A 13,762-nucleotide genomic window follows, 5' to 3' on the forward strand; every position below is an offset into this window, starting at 1 on the left:
GCTGCAACGGAGTAGCGTCTTCGGCATCACCAACAATTTGGCAAAGTCGCCGTCGCGTCTCTAATGATCGAGCGCCGCGGCGGCTTTTTTGCGTTTGCTCGAGGGGAATCGGGACGATGACGCAGCTGCAGACAGAGTTCGACGCGGGGCTGGTGGGGACCAGCGCGCGACCCAAGGCGAAGCCGAGCGCAGCGGGCGCAAAGGGATTCTGGCAGAGCGGGCATCGCCCGACGCTGATCGCCGCCTTCCTCTATTTCGATCTCGCCTTCATGGTGTGGGTGCTGCTCGGGCCGCTGGCGCCGATCATCGCGAAGGAGCTGGCGCTGTCGCCGGCCGAGAAGGGGCTGATGGTCGCCGTGCCGACGCTTGCCGGCGCGGTGCTGCGGCTCGTCAACGGTCTGCTGGTCGACAAGATCGGGCCAAAGAAGACCGGCGCGATCGGTCAGATCGTCGTCATCGCCGGTCTGTCGATCGGCTGGCTGTTCGGGGTCAACAGCTTTGCGGGCACGCTCGCGCTCGGCGTCGTGCTCGGTTTTGCGGGCGCGAGCTTCGCGGTCGCGCTGCCGCTCGCGTCGCGTTGGTATCCGGCCGAGCATCAGGGCAAGGCGATGGGGATCGCCGGCATGGGCAATTCGGGCACCGTGCTCGCCTCGCTGTTCGCGCCGATGCTCGCCAAGGCGTTCGGGTGGAACGCGGTGCTGGGGCTCGCGGTGATCCCGCTGGCGATCGTGTTCGCGCTCTACATGGCGATGGCGAAGGATTCGCCGAGCCAGCCCGCACCCAAGCCGTTCGCCGCCTATCTGTCGGTGCTCAGGGAAGCCGACACTTGGTGGTTCATGCTGTTCTACGGCGTGACCTTCGGCGGGTTCGTCGGGCTGGCCGCCAGCCTTCCGGTCTATTTCACCGACCGCTTCGCGCTGACCCCGGTGACGGCGGGCTATTGCACCGCGGCGTGCGTCTTCGCCGGGTCGCTGGTGCGGCCGATCGGCGGCGCGGTGGCGGACAGGGTCGGCGGGATCAGCACGCTGACTGCGGTCTATCTGCTGGCGGCGCTCGTCCTGGTGGCGATCAGCACCGCGCCTGCCTCGCTGGTCGTCTCGCTCGGCCTGTTCCTGCTGGTGATGGCGACGCTCGGCTTCGGCAACGGCGCGGTGTTCCAGCTCGTGCCGCAGCGCTTCCGCAGCGAGATCGGCGTGATGACGGGCCTGGTCGGCTTCGGCGGTGGGATCGGCGGCTTCTACCTTGCCTCCTCGCTCGGCTTCGCCAGGCAATGGACCGGCAGCACTTCGCCCGGCTTCCTGATCTTCGCCGGGCTCGCGGTCGTCGCCTTGCTCGGGATTCTCAAGGTCAAGCGCCACTGGCGCGGCAGCTGGACCGCGGCGAACGGAGCGCGGATCTGATGCGCGCGCTGTCGCTCCTAGCGCTGGGAGGGCTGGTGGCCACACCGGCCCTAGCCGACCCGCTCACCTTCACCCCGTTGATCGATGCGCGGCTGCGCTACGAACATGTCGAGCAGGCGCCGCTTGCGAAGGACGCCGACGCCGTCACGCTCAGGCTCCGCAGCGGGTTCGAAGCGAAGCTCAGCGATTTCAGCTTCCTCGCCGAATCCGAGGCGACGCTCGCGATCAACCCGGCGTACAATAGCGGGGTCAACGGCAAGACGGCTTACCCGATCGTCTCCGATCCGCAGAATATCGAACTCAACCGGCTGCAGCTGCAATATCGCGGGCTCAAGCAGACGGTCGTCACCGTCGGGCGGCAGGCGATCAACCTCGACGACCAGCGCTTCGTCGGCGCGGTCGCGTGGCGCGACAATGAGCAGACCTTCGATGCTGTGCGCGTCGAATGGTCGGCGATCAAGAACCTCAAGGCCGACGTCACCTATGCGAACAATGTCCGCACGATCTGGGGGATCGACGGCGGCAATCGCTTCGGTCCGGCGCGGTTGGGCGAGATCGGCGGCGACAATGTCTTCGCCAATCTCGCTTACAAGACCAGTTTCGGCACGCTGACGGGCTTCGCCTATCTGGTCGACCAGGACCAGCGGCAGGTGTTCGTCAATTCCAGCCAGAGCTATGGCGGACGCTTCGCCGGGGCCTATCCGCTCAGCAAGACGCTCAGACTGAGCTACCTTGGGACCTTCGCGTCGCAGAGCGACTATCACCGCAACCCCAACCGCTATCACGCCGACTATTATGCCGGCGAGATCGGCATCGCCGCGAAGGCGCTGATGCTGACCGGCGGGTATGAAGTGCTCGGCGCGGACCAGGGTGTCGCGGTCACCAGCTTCCAGACCCCGCTCGCTACACTTCATAAGTTTAACGGCTGGGCCGACAAGTTCCTCGTCACCCCGCCCAATGGTTTGCGCGATGCCTATGGCTCGGTCGGCTACGGCTGGAAGAAGGTGGCCGGGCTAGACGCGATCGGCCTCGTCGGGACGTATCATCGTTTCGACAGTGATCGGCTCGGCCAACATTATGGCCACGAAATCGATGCTCAGGCGAGCGTAAAGAAGGGCCAATACACCGCGGCGCTCAAATATGCCGATTACCGCGCCGACGGATTCGCCACCGACACCAAGAAAATCTGGCTCTCGCTCGATTGGGCTCTCTCATGACCAAGCCACATCTCATCGTCATCGGCAACGGCATGGCCGGCTGCCGCGCAGTCGAGGAAATCCTCGCGCGCGATGCGGACCGTTATCGCATCACGATCTTCGGCGCCGAACCGCATGTGAACTACAACCGCATCATGCTCTCGCCGCTGCTCGCCGGCGACAAGGCGTTCGACGACATCGTGATCAACGATCTCGCTTGGTATGCCGACAATGCGATCGAACTGGTGGCGAGCGACCCCGTCGTTGCGATCGACCGCAAGATCCAGACCGTTACGGCGCGCTCGGGCCGCGTCGAGAATTATGACAAGCTGATCCTCGCGACGGGCTCGGACCCTTTCATCATCCCGGTGCCAGGCCACGATTTGCAGGGGGTCGTGACCTTCCGCGACATGGACGATGTCGGCGCGATGCTGCGCGCGGCCGACGCCGGCGGGGACGCGGTGGTGATCGGCGGTGGGCTGCTCGGGCTCGAGGCGGCGCATGGCCTTTCGCTGCGCGGCATGAAAGTGACCGTGCTCCACATCATGCCGACGCTGATGGAGCGTCAACTCGACGAGGCGGCGGGCTGGTTGCTCAAGGAAGCGCTCGAGGCGCGCGGCCAGACGATCCTGACCGGCGCCGACACTGCCGAAATCTACGGTCAGGGCAAGGTCGAGGGCGTCCGCCTAAAGAGCGGGCACGAAATCCCGGCGTCGCTGGTGGTGATGGCGGTCGGCATCCGCCCCAACGTCAAGCTCGCGCGCGCCGCTGGCTTGGCAATCGGTCGCGGTATCCATGTCGACGACCATCTCGTGACGTCGGACGCGAACATTCTCGCGGTCGGCGAATGCGTCGAGCATAACGGCCTGGTCTATGGCCTCGTCGCGCCGCTGTGGGACATGTGCCGCAGCCTTGCCGACGGCCTCGTCGCGACGCCCTCGGGTTACACCGGATCGTTCACCTCGACCAAGCTGAAGGTCTCGGGGATCGACGTCTTCTCCGCAGGCGATTTCTCGGGCGGCGAAGGCTGCGAGGACATCGTCATGCGTGATGCGGCGCGCGGCATCTACAAGCGCGTCGTGGTCAAGGATGACCGCGTCATCGGCGCGGTCCTTTACGGCGATACACAGGACGGAAACTGGTATTTTGACCTGCTCAAGAAGCAGCAGGACGTCACCGAAATCCGCGATGCGCTGATCTTCGGCCAGGCGTTTGCGGCCGGAGGAGTGGCATCGGCAAACCCTAATGCGGCAGTCGAGGCCTTGGCGGACGACGCCGAGATCTGCGGCTGCAACGGCGTCAACAAGGGCAGGGTGGTCGGCGCCATCGCAGGCGGCGCGTGCACGCTCGACGCGGTACGCGCTTGCACCAAGGCGTCGGCCTCGTGCGGGTCGTGCACCCCGCTGGTCGAGGGATTGCTCGCGATTACGCTGGGCGAGGCGTTCGACGGCGAGCGCAGTGCGCCGACGGCGTGCAAATGCACCAGCTTCACGCATGAGGACGTCCGTCGGCTGATACTCGAAAAGGATCTCAAGGCGATTCCGCAGGTGATGCAGGCGCTGCACTGGACCACGCCCGACGGCTGTTCGTCGTGCCGCCCAGCGCTCAATTATTATCTGCTGTGCGCGTGGCCGGGGGAGTTCGTCGACGACAACCAGTCGCGCTTCGTCAACGAGCGGATGCACGCCAACATCCAGAAGGACGGCACCTATTCGGTCGTGCCGCGGATGTGGGGCGGCGTCACCAATCCCAAGGAACTTCGTGCGATCGCCGATGTCGCGGAGAAGTACGAAGCACGCATGGTCAAGGTGACCGGTGGCCAGCGGCTCGACATTTTCGGGATCAAGAAGGAGGATCTGCCCGCGGTATGGGCCGATCTCAATGCAGCCGGCATGGTCAGCGGCCATGCCTATGCCAAGGCACTGCGCACGGTGAAGACGTGCGTCGGCTCGGAATGGTGTCGCTTCGGCACGCAGGATTCGACGGGCTTGGGCATCCAGACCGAGCAGATGACCTGGGGCAGCTTCATGCCACACAAATTCAAGATCGCGGTGTCGGGCTGCCCGCGCAATTGCGCCGAGGCGACGATCAAGGATTTCGGCGTGATCTGCGTCGACAGCGGGTACGAACTGTCGATCGGCGGCAATGGCGGGATCAAGCTGCGCGGCACCGATTTTCTGTGCAAGGTCGCCACCGAGCAGGAGGCGCTCGATCATTGCGCGGCGTTCATTCAGCTCTATCGCGAGGAAGCACGCTATCTGGACCGCACCGCGCCGTGGGTCGAGCGGGTCGGGCTCGACTATATCAAGCAGCGGATCGTCGAGGATGCGGAAGGCCGCGTGGCACTGACTGCACGCTTCCATTTTTCGCAGCGCTTCATGCAGGACGATCCGTGGGCGAAGCGCGCGGCGGGGGAGGATTATAAGCTCCACCAACACCTCGCCGAAATCCGCCCTCTCGCGACGCCTTCGCTGGTGGCCTCGTGAGCGCGGTCGGCGAATGGCTGGACATCGGTCCGGTCGACCAGCTTCCCGCGCTCGGTGCGCGGACGTTGCCGGTGCGGGGTGGGCGCGAGATCGTGATCTTCCACACCGCCAATGGCGAGGTCTACGCGCTCGCCAACCAATGCCCGCACAAGCAGGGACCGCTCAGCCAGGGGATCGTGCACGACACGACGGTGACGTGCCCGCTGCACAATTGGCGGATCTCGCTGGTGACGGGCGAGGCGCTGGGCGAAGACAAGGGGTGCGTGCCGGTGATCCCGGTCAAGATCGATGGCGGTCGCATCCTGATCGGCCGCGCGGCGGCGCTGGAAGGCGTGGCTTGACCACGGTCAAGACCACTTGCGCCTATTGCGGCGTCGGTTGCGGCGTGCTCGCCACGCCTACCGGCGCACGCACTGCGACGATCGCGGGCGACCCGGCCCATCCGGCGAATTTCGGCAAGCTGTGCTCCAAAGGCACGCATCTCGGCGAGACGATCGGCCTCGAAGGCCGCTTGCTCCACCCGATGATCGGCACCCGCGAGGCCAGCTGGGACGATGCGATGGACCACGTCGCGCAGCGCTTCGCGGCGACGATCGCCGAATATGGCCCCGATAGCGTCGCGTTCTACGCCTCTGGCCAGATGCTGACCGAGGATTATTACGTCGCCAACAAGCTGATGAAGGGCTTCATCGGTACCGCCAATATCGACACCAATTCGCGCCTGTGCATGGCGAGCGCGGTGGCGGCGCATGTCCGTGCGTTCGGCGAGGATGTCGTGCCGTGCAGCTATGACGATCTCGATGCCGCCGACCTGATCGTGCTGGTCGGATCGAACACCGCCTGGTGCCATCCGGTGATTTGGCAGCGGATCGAGGCGGCGCGGGCGGCGCGCGGCACCAAACTCGTGGTGATCGACCCGCGCCGCACCGAGACCGCCGAGCGCGCCGACCTCCATCTCGCGATCGCGCCCGACAGCGACGTCGCACTGTTCACCGGACTGCTCGCGCATATGCGGTCGAGCTGGCGGCTCGACGGCGAGGCGCTGGCCGAGCGGGTCAGTGTCCCAGACGGCTTCTGGAAGTCCTTGCCGAACCCGGATGTCGCGCGGGTCTGCGACATCGCGTCCGCCGACCTGCAGGCATTCTACGATCTGTTCGCGGATCACCCGCGCACGATCACGTTGTTCAGCCAAGGCGTGAACCAGTCGACCAGCGGCACCGATAAGGCGAACGCGATCATCAACCTCCACCTTGTCACCGGCAGGATCGCTAAGCCCGGGGCGGGGCCGTTCAGCATCACCGGCCAGCCCAATGCAATGGGCGGTCGCGAGGTCGGCGGGCTCGCTTCGACGCTCGCCGCGCATATGGGGTTCTCGGATGCCGAGCGTGACTGCGTGCAGCGCTTCTGGCAGTCGCCGAGGATCTGTCCGGGGCCGGGGCTCAAGGCGGTCGACATGTTCGACGCAATGGCCAGGGGCAAGATCAAGGCGGTGTGGATCATGGCGACCAACCCCGCCGTCTCGATGCCCGATGCGCGGATGGCGCGCGTTGCGCTCGCCAACTGCCCATTCGTCGTAGTGTCCGACTGCATCGCCGAGACCGATACGCTGCGTCTTGCGCAGGTGAAGCTGCCCGCGCTCGGCTGGGGCGAGAAGGACGGCACGGTCACCAACTCCGAACGTCGCGTGTCGCGCCAGCGCGGGTTCCTGCCCGCTCCGAGCGAAGCGCGCGCCGACTGGCGGCAGATCGCCGAGGTCGCGCGGCGCATGGGCTTTGCTGGCTTCGACTTTCCGACTGCCGCGAGCATCTTTCGCGAATTCGCCGCGCAGACCGGCTTCGAGAATGCCGGTATGCGCCTGCTCGATATCTCCGATCGCGCGACGATTACCGATGACGCCTATGCGTCGATGGAGCCATTCCAATGGGGCGGCGCCTCGCCTTTCGCCGATCGCGCCTTCCCGACGCCTGACGGCAAGGCGCGGCTCGTTCCCGTCCGTCACGTGCCGCGCGACGACGCCAGCCGCGCCCACCCGCTGCGGCTTAACACCGGCCGCTACCGCGATCAGTGGCACACGATGACGCGAACCGGCCTGTCGCCCAAGCTGTCGCAGCACCGCCGCGAACCTTTGGTCGAGGTTCATCCTGACACCGCACAGCGCCTTGGCCTCGTCGATGGCGGCCTCGCGCGGGTCGAGACCCCGCACGGTTCGAGCATTTTTCGCGTTTCCGTCACCCCCGACCAGCGCCGCCGTGACCTGTTCGTGCCGATCCACTGGAGCGACCAGACTAGCGCGGGCGGCCGCGCGGGGCTGTTGCCGGGGCAGGATCGTGATCCGATCTCGGGCCAGCCCGGCTTCAAGAACACCCCCGCGCGCGCCGGATCATACAAGCCCGATTGGACCGGCTTCCTCGTCGCGCGCGCGCGGCCGGGCATCCCGGATTGCGCCTATTGGACACGAATCCGCACCGCGCATGGCTGGCTGGTCGAACTGGCTGGCGAAGGCGATCCCGCGGCGATGACCGCGCTGATGCCCAAGGGCGAGCGCGCCGAGATGATCGACGCACGCCGCGGCGTAGTGCGCTCGGCAATACTGGCAGAGGGGCAGTTGCAGGCGGCGTTGTTCGTCTCCCGCAGCGCCGGCCTGCCGCCGCGTGACTGGCTGATCGGGCAGCTCGGCACGGAAGAAGCCTCGTCGTTCGAGGTGCTTGCCGGGCGCTCGGCTACTCCTGCCCCTGATCGCGGCGCGATCGTTTGCGTCTGCTTCGACGTCGGCCTCAATACCCTGTTAGCCGCGATCACCGACCAGCGGCTCGTCACAGTGGAGGCGATCGGCGCCGCGCTCAACGCCGGTACGAATTGCGGCTCGTGCCGCCCCGCCATTGCCAAACTGCTGCCCGTCCAGGAGAGTGTCCATGTCTGAGCTGATCGCACCGGGCGAGGTCTGGCTGGTCGGCGCCGGGCCGGGCGACCCCGATCTGCTCACGCGCAAGGCCGAGCGGCTGATCGGCGCGGCCAGCATTGTCTTCTACGATGCGTTGGTTGGCCCTGGCGTACTCGATTTGATCCCCGCGCATGTCACGCGCGTCTCGGTCGGCAAGCGCTCGGGACGCCATTCCAAGACGCAGGGCGTGATCGACGCGCTGTTGGTCGAGGCTGCGCTCGCCGGGGAGCGGGTGGTGCGGCTGAAGGGCGGTGATCCCTCGATTTTCGGCCGCTCGACCGAGGAAATCGACGCGCTTGCCCGCCACGGCCTTCGCGTGCGGATCTGCCCGGGCATCACCGCGGCGAGCGCCGCAGCGGCCAGTGCTGGCGTGTCGCTGACTCAGCGCGGATCGGCGCGTCAATTGCGTTTCGTAACTGCCCACGCGCGCGCTGGCGAGCCGCTGGATCTTGACTGGGCGGCGCTTTCAGATCCCTCGGCGACCCTCGCCTTTTACATGGGGCGCGGCGCGGCGGTTGATATTGCCAGCCAGCTTATCGCAAATGGCCTAGCACCCGTTACCCCGGTGCTGATCGCGAGCGATGTCAGCCTTCCGTCGGAACGTCTCGTCTATACCCGACTCGATTTGCTGGCGCTGGTGATCGATCGCGCCTCGGGTGCTGGCCCATCGTTGATCTTGGTTGGAGAGGCAATGCGTGTCCAACACGGGCCGAAACTTGACTGCGTTGCGTCCGTGGCGATTGGCAGCGGCACTCTCGCCGTCGGCATGCTCGCAATTCCGTGAGGAACGGTTGCATCGCCTTCCGGCTCGCGGCGAGTCATTTTCATGCCGTGGGTTCCATGCAGCTTTGATGTCCGGTGTTGTTTAAAGCTGCCGTTCGCAGGGCAAGCAGCGAATGGCGGCAAAGTCCCAAGAGGCGCCGGCGGCTCTCGACCACTTCCCGTCGCTCCCGGGGAGCGATGAGGACGTCCGCTTCTGACAGGAGCGGTCATTCGCGGGCATCAGAGCGGACGATTGGGAATCCGCCCATTTCCGACGTTGCAGAAAGGGTGTTTTTAGAAAAAACCAGTTCAGCGAAACGTAGCCATCCGGCGGAGGCCGCCTTGCTGATTGTGGGCTGGAGCTAGAGGACGTCCTTACAGTCGCACGTAAGGACGTCGGTTTCGATCATGGCGCAGGTAACGATACTGGCGGGACCGGAGCGTCGCCGTCGCTGGAGCGATGAGCAGCGCGAGCAGATTGTCGCAGAGGCGTTTCAGTCGGGCGCGCGGGTCTGCGACGTGGCGCGGCGCCATGACGTTGCCCGCAGCCAGATCTACGAGTGGCGGCAAGTGATGCGGCGCCAGGCGGACCCGGCCTTCGTGCCGGCGGTGCTGGTGGATGAGCGACCCCAGCAAGTGTGCGAGCCCGTTGTCGCTGCCGTTTTCGATCTGCCCGATGGCGGGCGGCTGAAGATCTTTGCTTCAGCGTCACCGGCTCTGGCGGCGGCGGCCTTGAAGGCGATGCGATGATCCCGTCGGATGCACGGGTGTGGATCGCGATGGGCCACACCGATATGCGCAAGGGGATGCAGGGTCTGGCGCTGCTCGTGCAGCAAGGTCTGGGCCGCGATCCGCATGGCGGCGACCTGTACGTGTTCCGAGGCCGTGCCGGATCGTTGGTGAAGATCATCTGGCACGACGGGATCGGCGCATCGCTCTACTCCAAGCGGATCGAGCGCGGCCGCTTCATCTGGCCCTCGGCGAAGGATGGCGTGGTGTCCTTGACGCGCTCGCAGCTGGCCTGCCTGCTCGACGGGATAGACTGGCGTAATCCGCAGCATAGCTGGCGCCCGGCGAGCGCGGGATAGCGCATTTTGCGGCTTGCATGAGGGCGTGGAGGATGATTCACTCTCCGTCGTGGAAGCCGTCATTTCGCCTCTTCCGGATGATATCGCAGCGCTCAAGGCGCTGCTTGCTGCAACGATCCAGCGCGCCGACGAGGCCGAGGCGCGCCTTGCCACCGCCGCGGCGCGCGAGAGCGCGACCCAGGCGATGATCGCGCACCTCAAGCTGCAGATCGCCAGGCTCAGGCGTGAACAGTACGGCCCAAGCGCCGAGCGCAGCCGCCGTCTGCTCGAGCAGATGGAGCTGCAACTCGAGGACCTTGAAGCGGACGCCGGCACGGACGGCCTCGTCGCCGAAGTCGCCGCCGCCAAGGCGACCAGCGTCGCCTCGTTCGAGCGCAAGCGACCGGCGCGCCAGCCATTCCCCTCCCATCTGCCGCGCGAGCGCGTGGTCATCGCAGCGCCGTGCGCGTGCGCGGCCTGCGGTGGCACGCGCCTGTCGAAGCTCGGCGAAGATGTGACCGAGACGCTCGAGGTGATCCCGCGCGCGTGGAAGGTCATTCAGACCGTGCGCGAGAAGGTCGCCTGTCGGGACTGTGAGAAGATCACCCAACCGCCGGCACCGTTCCATGTCGTGCCGCGCGGGTGGGCCGGACCCAGCTTTCTCGCGATGCTCTTGTTCGAGAAGTACGGGCAGCACCAGCCGCTGAACCGCCAGGCCGAACGGTTCGCCCGCGAAGGCGTGCCGCTCAGCGTCTCCACGCTCGCCGATCAGGTCGGCGCGGCCGCCTTTGCGCTCACGCCGCTTTACAAGCGGATCGAGGCGCATGTCCTCGCCGCCGAGCGGCTGCACGGCGACGATACGACCGTGCCGGTCATGGCCAAGGTCAAGACCGATGTCGGTCGATTGTGGGTGTACGTCCGCGATGATCGGCCGTTCGCCGGTGCCGATCCGCCGGCAGCACTGTTCCATTACTCACGCGACCGACGCGGCGAACATCCCCAGGCGCATCTCGCGACCTGGTCCGGGATCCTGCAAGCCGACGCTTATGGTGGCTATGGTGCGCTGTATCGAGACGGGCGCTTGCCCGGTTCAGTGCGCGAGGCTGGTTGCTTCGCGCACGCCCGGCGCAAGTTCTTCGAGCTCGCCGATGTCGCGGGTGCCGCTCGCAAGAAGAGCCGCGGCGAACACGCCGGCATGATCTACCCGATCGCGCTTGAGGCGGTGCGACGGCTCGATACCCTGTTCGACATCGAGCGTGAGATCAACGGCAAGCCTCCCGCCGATCGCCTGGCCGCGCGGCAGCAGCGCAGCGCGCCGGTAATGAACGAGCTTCAGGCCTGGCTCACCGCCCAACACGCGACGTTGTCGCGCAACCACGACCTCGCCAAGGCGATCAACTACATGCTGCGGCGCTGGGGTGCGTTCACCCGGTTCCTCGACGATGGCCGGGTCTGCCTCTCCAACAACGCTGCCGAGCGTGCGCTTCGCTGCATCCCGCTCGGCCGCAAGGCGTGGCTGTTCTGCGGTTCCGATCGTGGCGGGCAGCGTGCCGCGATCCTCTACACCCTCATCCAGACCGCGCGGCTCAGCAACGTCGATCCGCAGGCCTGGCTTGCTGACGTCCTCGCCCGTATCGCCGATCATCCCGCCGCCCGGCTCGACGAACTCCTTCCCTGGAACTGGTCACCCTCGAACCAGGTCGCAAAAGCCGCCTGATGGCCGCCCCGTCCATGGTGTTCACCAGTCGCTACGCCGCACTCCGACTCTGTGTTGATCTCGATCTCATTGAGGAACTGGCCGAACAAATGTCACCCGAGGACGGCTGCCTCAGCATCATCGACAGCCTCGACGAAACAGCCGAGTCCGTCACCGCGTTCACTCGTTGGGGCCTCGATCGCCTCAACGAAATGCTCGATGAACGACGCTCGCAGCTTATGTAAGATAGCTTGGCTGCGCGGCCTTCGCCGGATGGATACAGCGAAACGGCGAATGCCGGCGCGCAGCTTGTAGTGCCGGCTGGCTGACGGATAGATATCCCGAAGCCGTACAGCCGCATTCGCAAATCGCTGGAGAGCTTTATCGGTGATGTGGGGCTTTTGTCTGCCCGCCCTTGAAGGGGATCATATCAGTAGTTCGGTGGGGCGACGTGGCCCCACCTAATAGGAACAACGCCATCAATGGGTCGAACACGTGAAGCAAGCTGCCGAATTAACATCCCCTTTTCCTGCATAGCGCGGCCAAGTCGGATACTCACAGAGAGGACGAGTACGCCCAGGAACACCTGAAATATCAGCCGCCACCGGGTTCAAGGGTGGTTGACCGATCTCTACCCATTTTTCCAGCGCGGTAAGTGAATCCCAACTTGCATTAAAGACCGTACTAACAACGTGCGCATACCCCGGAACTTCGTAGTAGCGTAGGAAACTGCGCGTACGTTCGTCTCCCATCTTTTTACGGACCCCGTCAACATAGCTTTCAGTTGCGCGCGGGCTGACCAGCTGATCGGCTGTTCCGTGAACGATCAGAATCTTTCCGCCGTGTTTCTGAAAAACCGATAGATCGGTAGCGGTCAGATCCTGTTCTTTCTTCAGTATGGCAACGCGACGACCGTAAATGCCTGGATTCGATGGATCAAAGGACAGCGAGTCGAACTTGGAATCGCGCGTCACAAAGTATTTTACCCATTGATCCCAAAAACCGGCTGAGTAGGGCACGCCGCCACCTGCGAACGTCGGCGTCCCGATCGGAGCGACAGGCGCTTTCGTTCCGAGGCCCAGGAAAGTAACCAAATGCTCAAGCCCCGCGCCTGAATTCCCGAAATCGGCTCCCCAAGCATTGAAACCCGGATAACCGCTTTCAGTACCGGCGATGCGGTGGGGGAATGAGATCGCCGAATTGATAACGCGCATGGACGCGATTTGCGGATCCGAAAGACAATCCTCTCCAGTGTCTGCTCCTCCCGGACACCGCAGAGGCTTGTGTCCCACCAGTGCGACGCCGGGATCGAACTGCGCGTTACAGGCACGCTGGTTGCTGATCACACCGTCCTCAACACCGTCAAGCCTGTCGCAGGTTTCCAGGGCGGCTTTGAATAGCGCTTGGCGCTTGGTTGGCGTAAGATAGCCGTTTGGGGCTGCAAGCGCGCGCGTTATGCGGCCGAACGCCAGATCGAGGCTCGCCGCTGCGCTGGCAGGGTAATACACGATCAGACCATCGAAATCGGTAGGCCATCGCTGCGCGAAAGCCAGGGCCTCGCGGCCACCCGACGACCCCCCCGCCATATATGCCTTGTCAGGCTTACGGGCATAGCGTGCCTTTATATAAAATAACGCTGCGTCATGTACCTTTTTGAGCGCCTCGAACGAGAAGTTGCGCCGTGCCTCGTCATTCAGGGCGAATGCTCCGGGCTCGTCCGGATTGCTACTAAGTTGATGCCCTGAGTCACTTGCGAACATAGCGTAACCACGACCAAGCGGAGTTGGTTTGTCTAGGGTTCCCGCTGGCACGTCTGCCGTAGTGTCAGGGATCGTACCGTCAAAGCCCCCACCACCAAACATCATAGCCTTGCCGTTCCAAGCCGCGGGCAGGTCCAGTTCCATTTTAATGGAAGGCGCTTTCTGATCTATCGGCAAGATATCGGCTTCTAGCTTACAATATGGTCCAAACGACTTGGATCCTTTTCCCCCCGCGGCAACGTTGGTTATTCTCGTTACTATCCCTCCTCGAGTTCGGAGCCCTATCACGTTCGCTGGTACTTTCATCCCAAGCAGTTCCTTACAATCGAAAGGTGCAGCCGTAGCTTGACCGGCTAGGATACCTGAGAAGGAAATAGCCCCTAAGGTGATTATTTTAAGGCCGGATAACCCATTCTGCACAGTGAACATTAGTTGGAGTGAGCGAATAACCATT

At 64.5% G+C, this 13,762-nt stretch carries 11 protein-coding genes; 10 read left to right on the top strand and 1 reads right to left on the bottom strand.

From position 1 onward, the window contains the following. Positions 1 to 116 precede the first annotated feature (116 nt). The 10 genes from ACVWYO_RS24130 (at position 117) to ACVWYO_RS24175 (ending at position 11,793) form a co-directional block, all read left to right on the top strand. Complete coding sequence (locus tag ACVWYO_RS24130) at positions 117 to 1,400, top strand: nitrate/nitrite transporter (RefSeq protein WP_457349043.1); 1,284 nt, start codon at positions 117 to 119, stop codon at positions 1,398 to 1,400. Beyond that, a complete protein-coding gene (locus tag ACVWYO_RS24135; RefSeq protein WP_457355538.1) occupies positions 1,400 to 2,617 on the top strand; it encodes an alginate export family protein in 1,218 nt (405 codons plus the stop codon). Before ACVWYO_RS24130 ends, ACVWYO_RS24135 begins: the two co-directional genes overlap by 1 nt. Beyond that, entirely contained in the window at positions 2,614 to 5,082 is a 2,469-nt protein-coding gene (gene nirB / locus ACVWYO_RS24140) for a nitrite reductase large subunit NirB (protein WP_457355540.1), read from the top strand. Before ACVWYO_RS24135 ends, nirB begins: the two co-directional genes overlap by 4 nt. After that, positions 5,079 to 5,423, top strand: coding sequence for a nitrite reductase small subunit NirD (gene nirD, locus ACVWYO_RS24145; protein WP_457355542.1), 345 nt, complete (start codon positions 5,079 to 5,081; stop codon positions 5,421 to 5,423). The genes nirB and nirD overlap by 4 nt, the downstream gene beginning before the upstream one ends. Further along, a complete protein-coding gene (locus ACVWYO_RS24150) occupies positions 5,420 to 8,002 on the top strand; it encodes a molybdopterin-dependent oxidoreductase (RefSeq protein ID WP_457355544.1) in 2,583 nt (860 codons plus the stop codon). Before nirD ends, ACVWYO_RS24150 begins: the two co-directional genes overlap by 4 nt. Beyond that, positions 7,995 to 8,807 (top strand): uroporphyrinogen-III C-methyltransferase, encoded by an 813-nt coding sequence (cobA, locus tag ACVWYO_RS24155; RefSeq protein ID WP_457355546.1) that lies wholly within the window; start codon positions 7,995 to 7,997, stop codon positions 8,805 to 8,807. The genes ACVWYO_RS24150 and cobA overlap by 8 nt, the downstream gene beginning before the upstream one ends. Before the next feature lie 386 nt (positions 8,808 to 9,193). After that, the gene (gene tnpA / locus ACVWYO_RS24160) at positions 9,194 to 9,535 is read left to right on the top strand and encodes an IS66-like element accessory protein TnpA (RefSeq protein WP_457349021.1); all 342 of its coding nucleotides are present in this window, start codon (positions 9,194 to 9,196) and stop codon (positions 9,533 to 9,535) included. After that, complete coding sequence (gene tnpB / locus ACVWYO_RS24165) at positions 9,532 to 9,873, top strand: IS66 family insertion sequence element accessory protein TnpB (RefSeq protein WP_457349022.1); 342 nt, start codon at positions 9,532 to 9,534, stop codon at positions 9,871 to 9,873. Before tnpA ends, tnpB begins: the two co-directional genes overlap by 4 nt. Positions 9,874 to 9,922: 49 nt before the next feature. After that, on the top strand, positions 9,923 to 11,569 hold the full coding sequence (gene tnpC, locus ACVWYO_RS24170; protein WP_457355587.1) for an IS66 family transposase: 1,647 nt from the start codon (positions 9,923 to 9,925) through the stop codon (positions 11,567 to 11,569). Further along, positions 11,569 to 11,793, top strand: coding sequence for a hypothetical protein (locus ACVWYO_RS24175; RefSeq protein ID WP_457349023.1), 225 nt, complete (start codon positions 11,569 to 11,571; stop codon positions 11,791 to 11,793). The genes tnpC and ACVWYO_RS24175 overlap by 1 nt, the downstream gene beginning before the upstream one ends. Positions 11,794 to 12,027: 234 nt before the next feature. On the opposite strand, the gene ACVWYO_RS24180 is transcribed toward ACVWYO_RS24175, so the two are convergent. Next, positions 12,028 to 13,485 carry a tannase/feruloyl esterase family alpha/beta hydrolase gene (locus tag ACVWYO_RS24180; RefSeq protein WP_457355548.1) on the bottom strand — a complete coding sequence of 486 codons (1,458 nt, stop codon included), beginning with the start codon at positions 13,483 to 13,485 and terminating at the stop codon, positions 12,028 to 12,030. Positions 13,486 to 13,762 lie beyond the last annotated feature (277 nt).

Source organism: Sphingomonas sp. UYP23 (assembly GCF_054059235.1).

Bases quoted from the DNA above. Each gene is read 5' to 3' on its own strand.
- ACVWYO_RS24130 (WP_457349043.1), top strand. From the start codon at position 117: ATGACGCAGCTGCAGACAGAGTTCGACGCGGGGCTGGTGGGGACCAGC.
- ACVWYO_RS24135 (WP_457355538.1), top strand. From the start codon at position 1,400: ATGCGCGCGCTGTCGCTCCTAGCGCTGGGAGGGCTGGTGGCCACACCG.
- nirB (WP_457355540.1), top strand. From the start codon at position 2,614: ATGACCAAGCCACATCTCATCGTCATCGGCAACGGCATGGCCGGCTGC.
- cobA (WP_457355546.1), top strand. From the start codon at position 7,995: ATGTCTGAGCTGATCGCACCGGGCGAGGTCTGGCTGGTCGGCGCCGGG.
- tnpA (WP_457349021.1), top strand. From the start codon at position 9,194: ATGGCGCAGGTAACGATACTGGCGGGACCGGAGCGTCGCCGTCGCTGG.
- tnpB (WP_457349022.1), top strand. From the start codon at position 9,532: ATGATCCCGTCGGATGCACGGGTGTGGATCGCGATGGGCCACACCGAT.
- ACVWYO_RS24175 (WP_457349023.1), top strand. From the start codon at position 11,569: ATGGCCGCCCCGTCCATGGTGTTCACCAGTCGCTACGCCGCACTCCGA.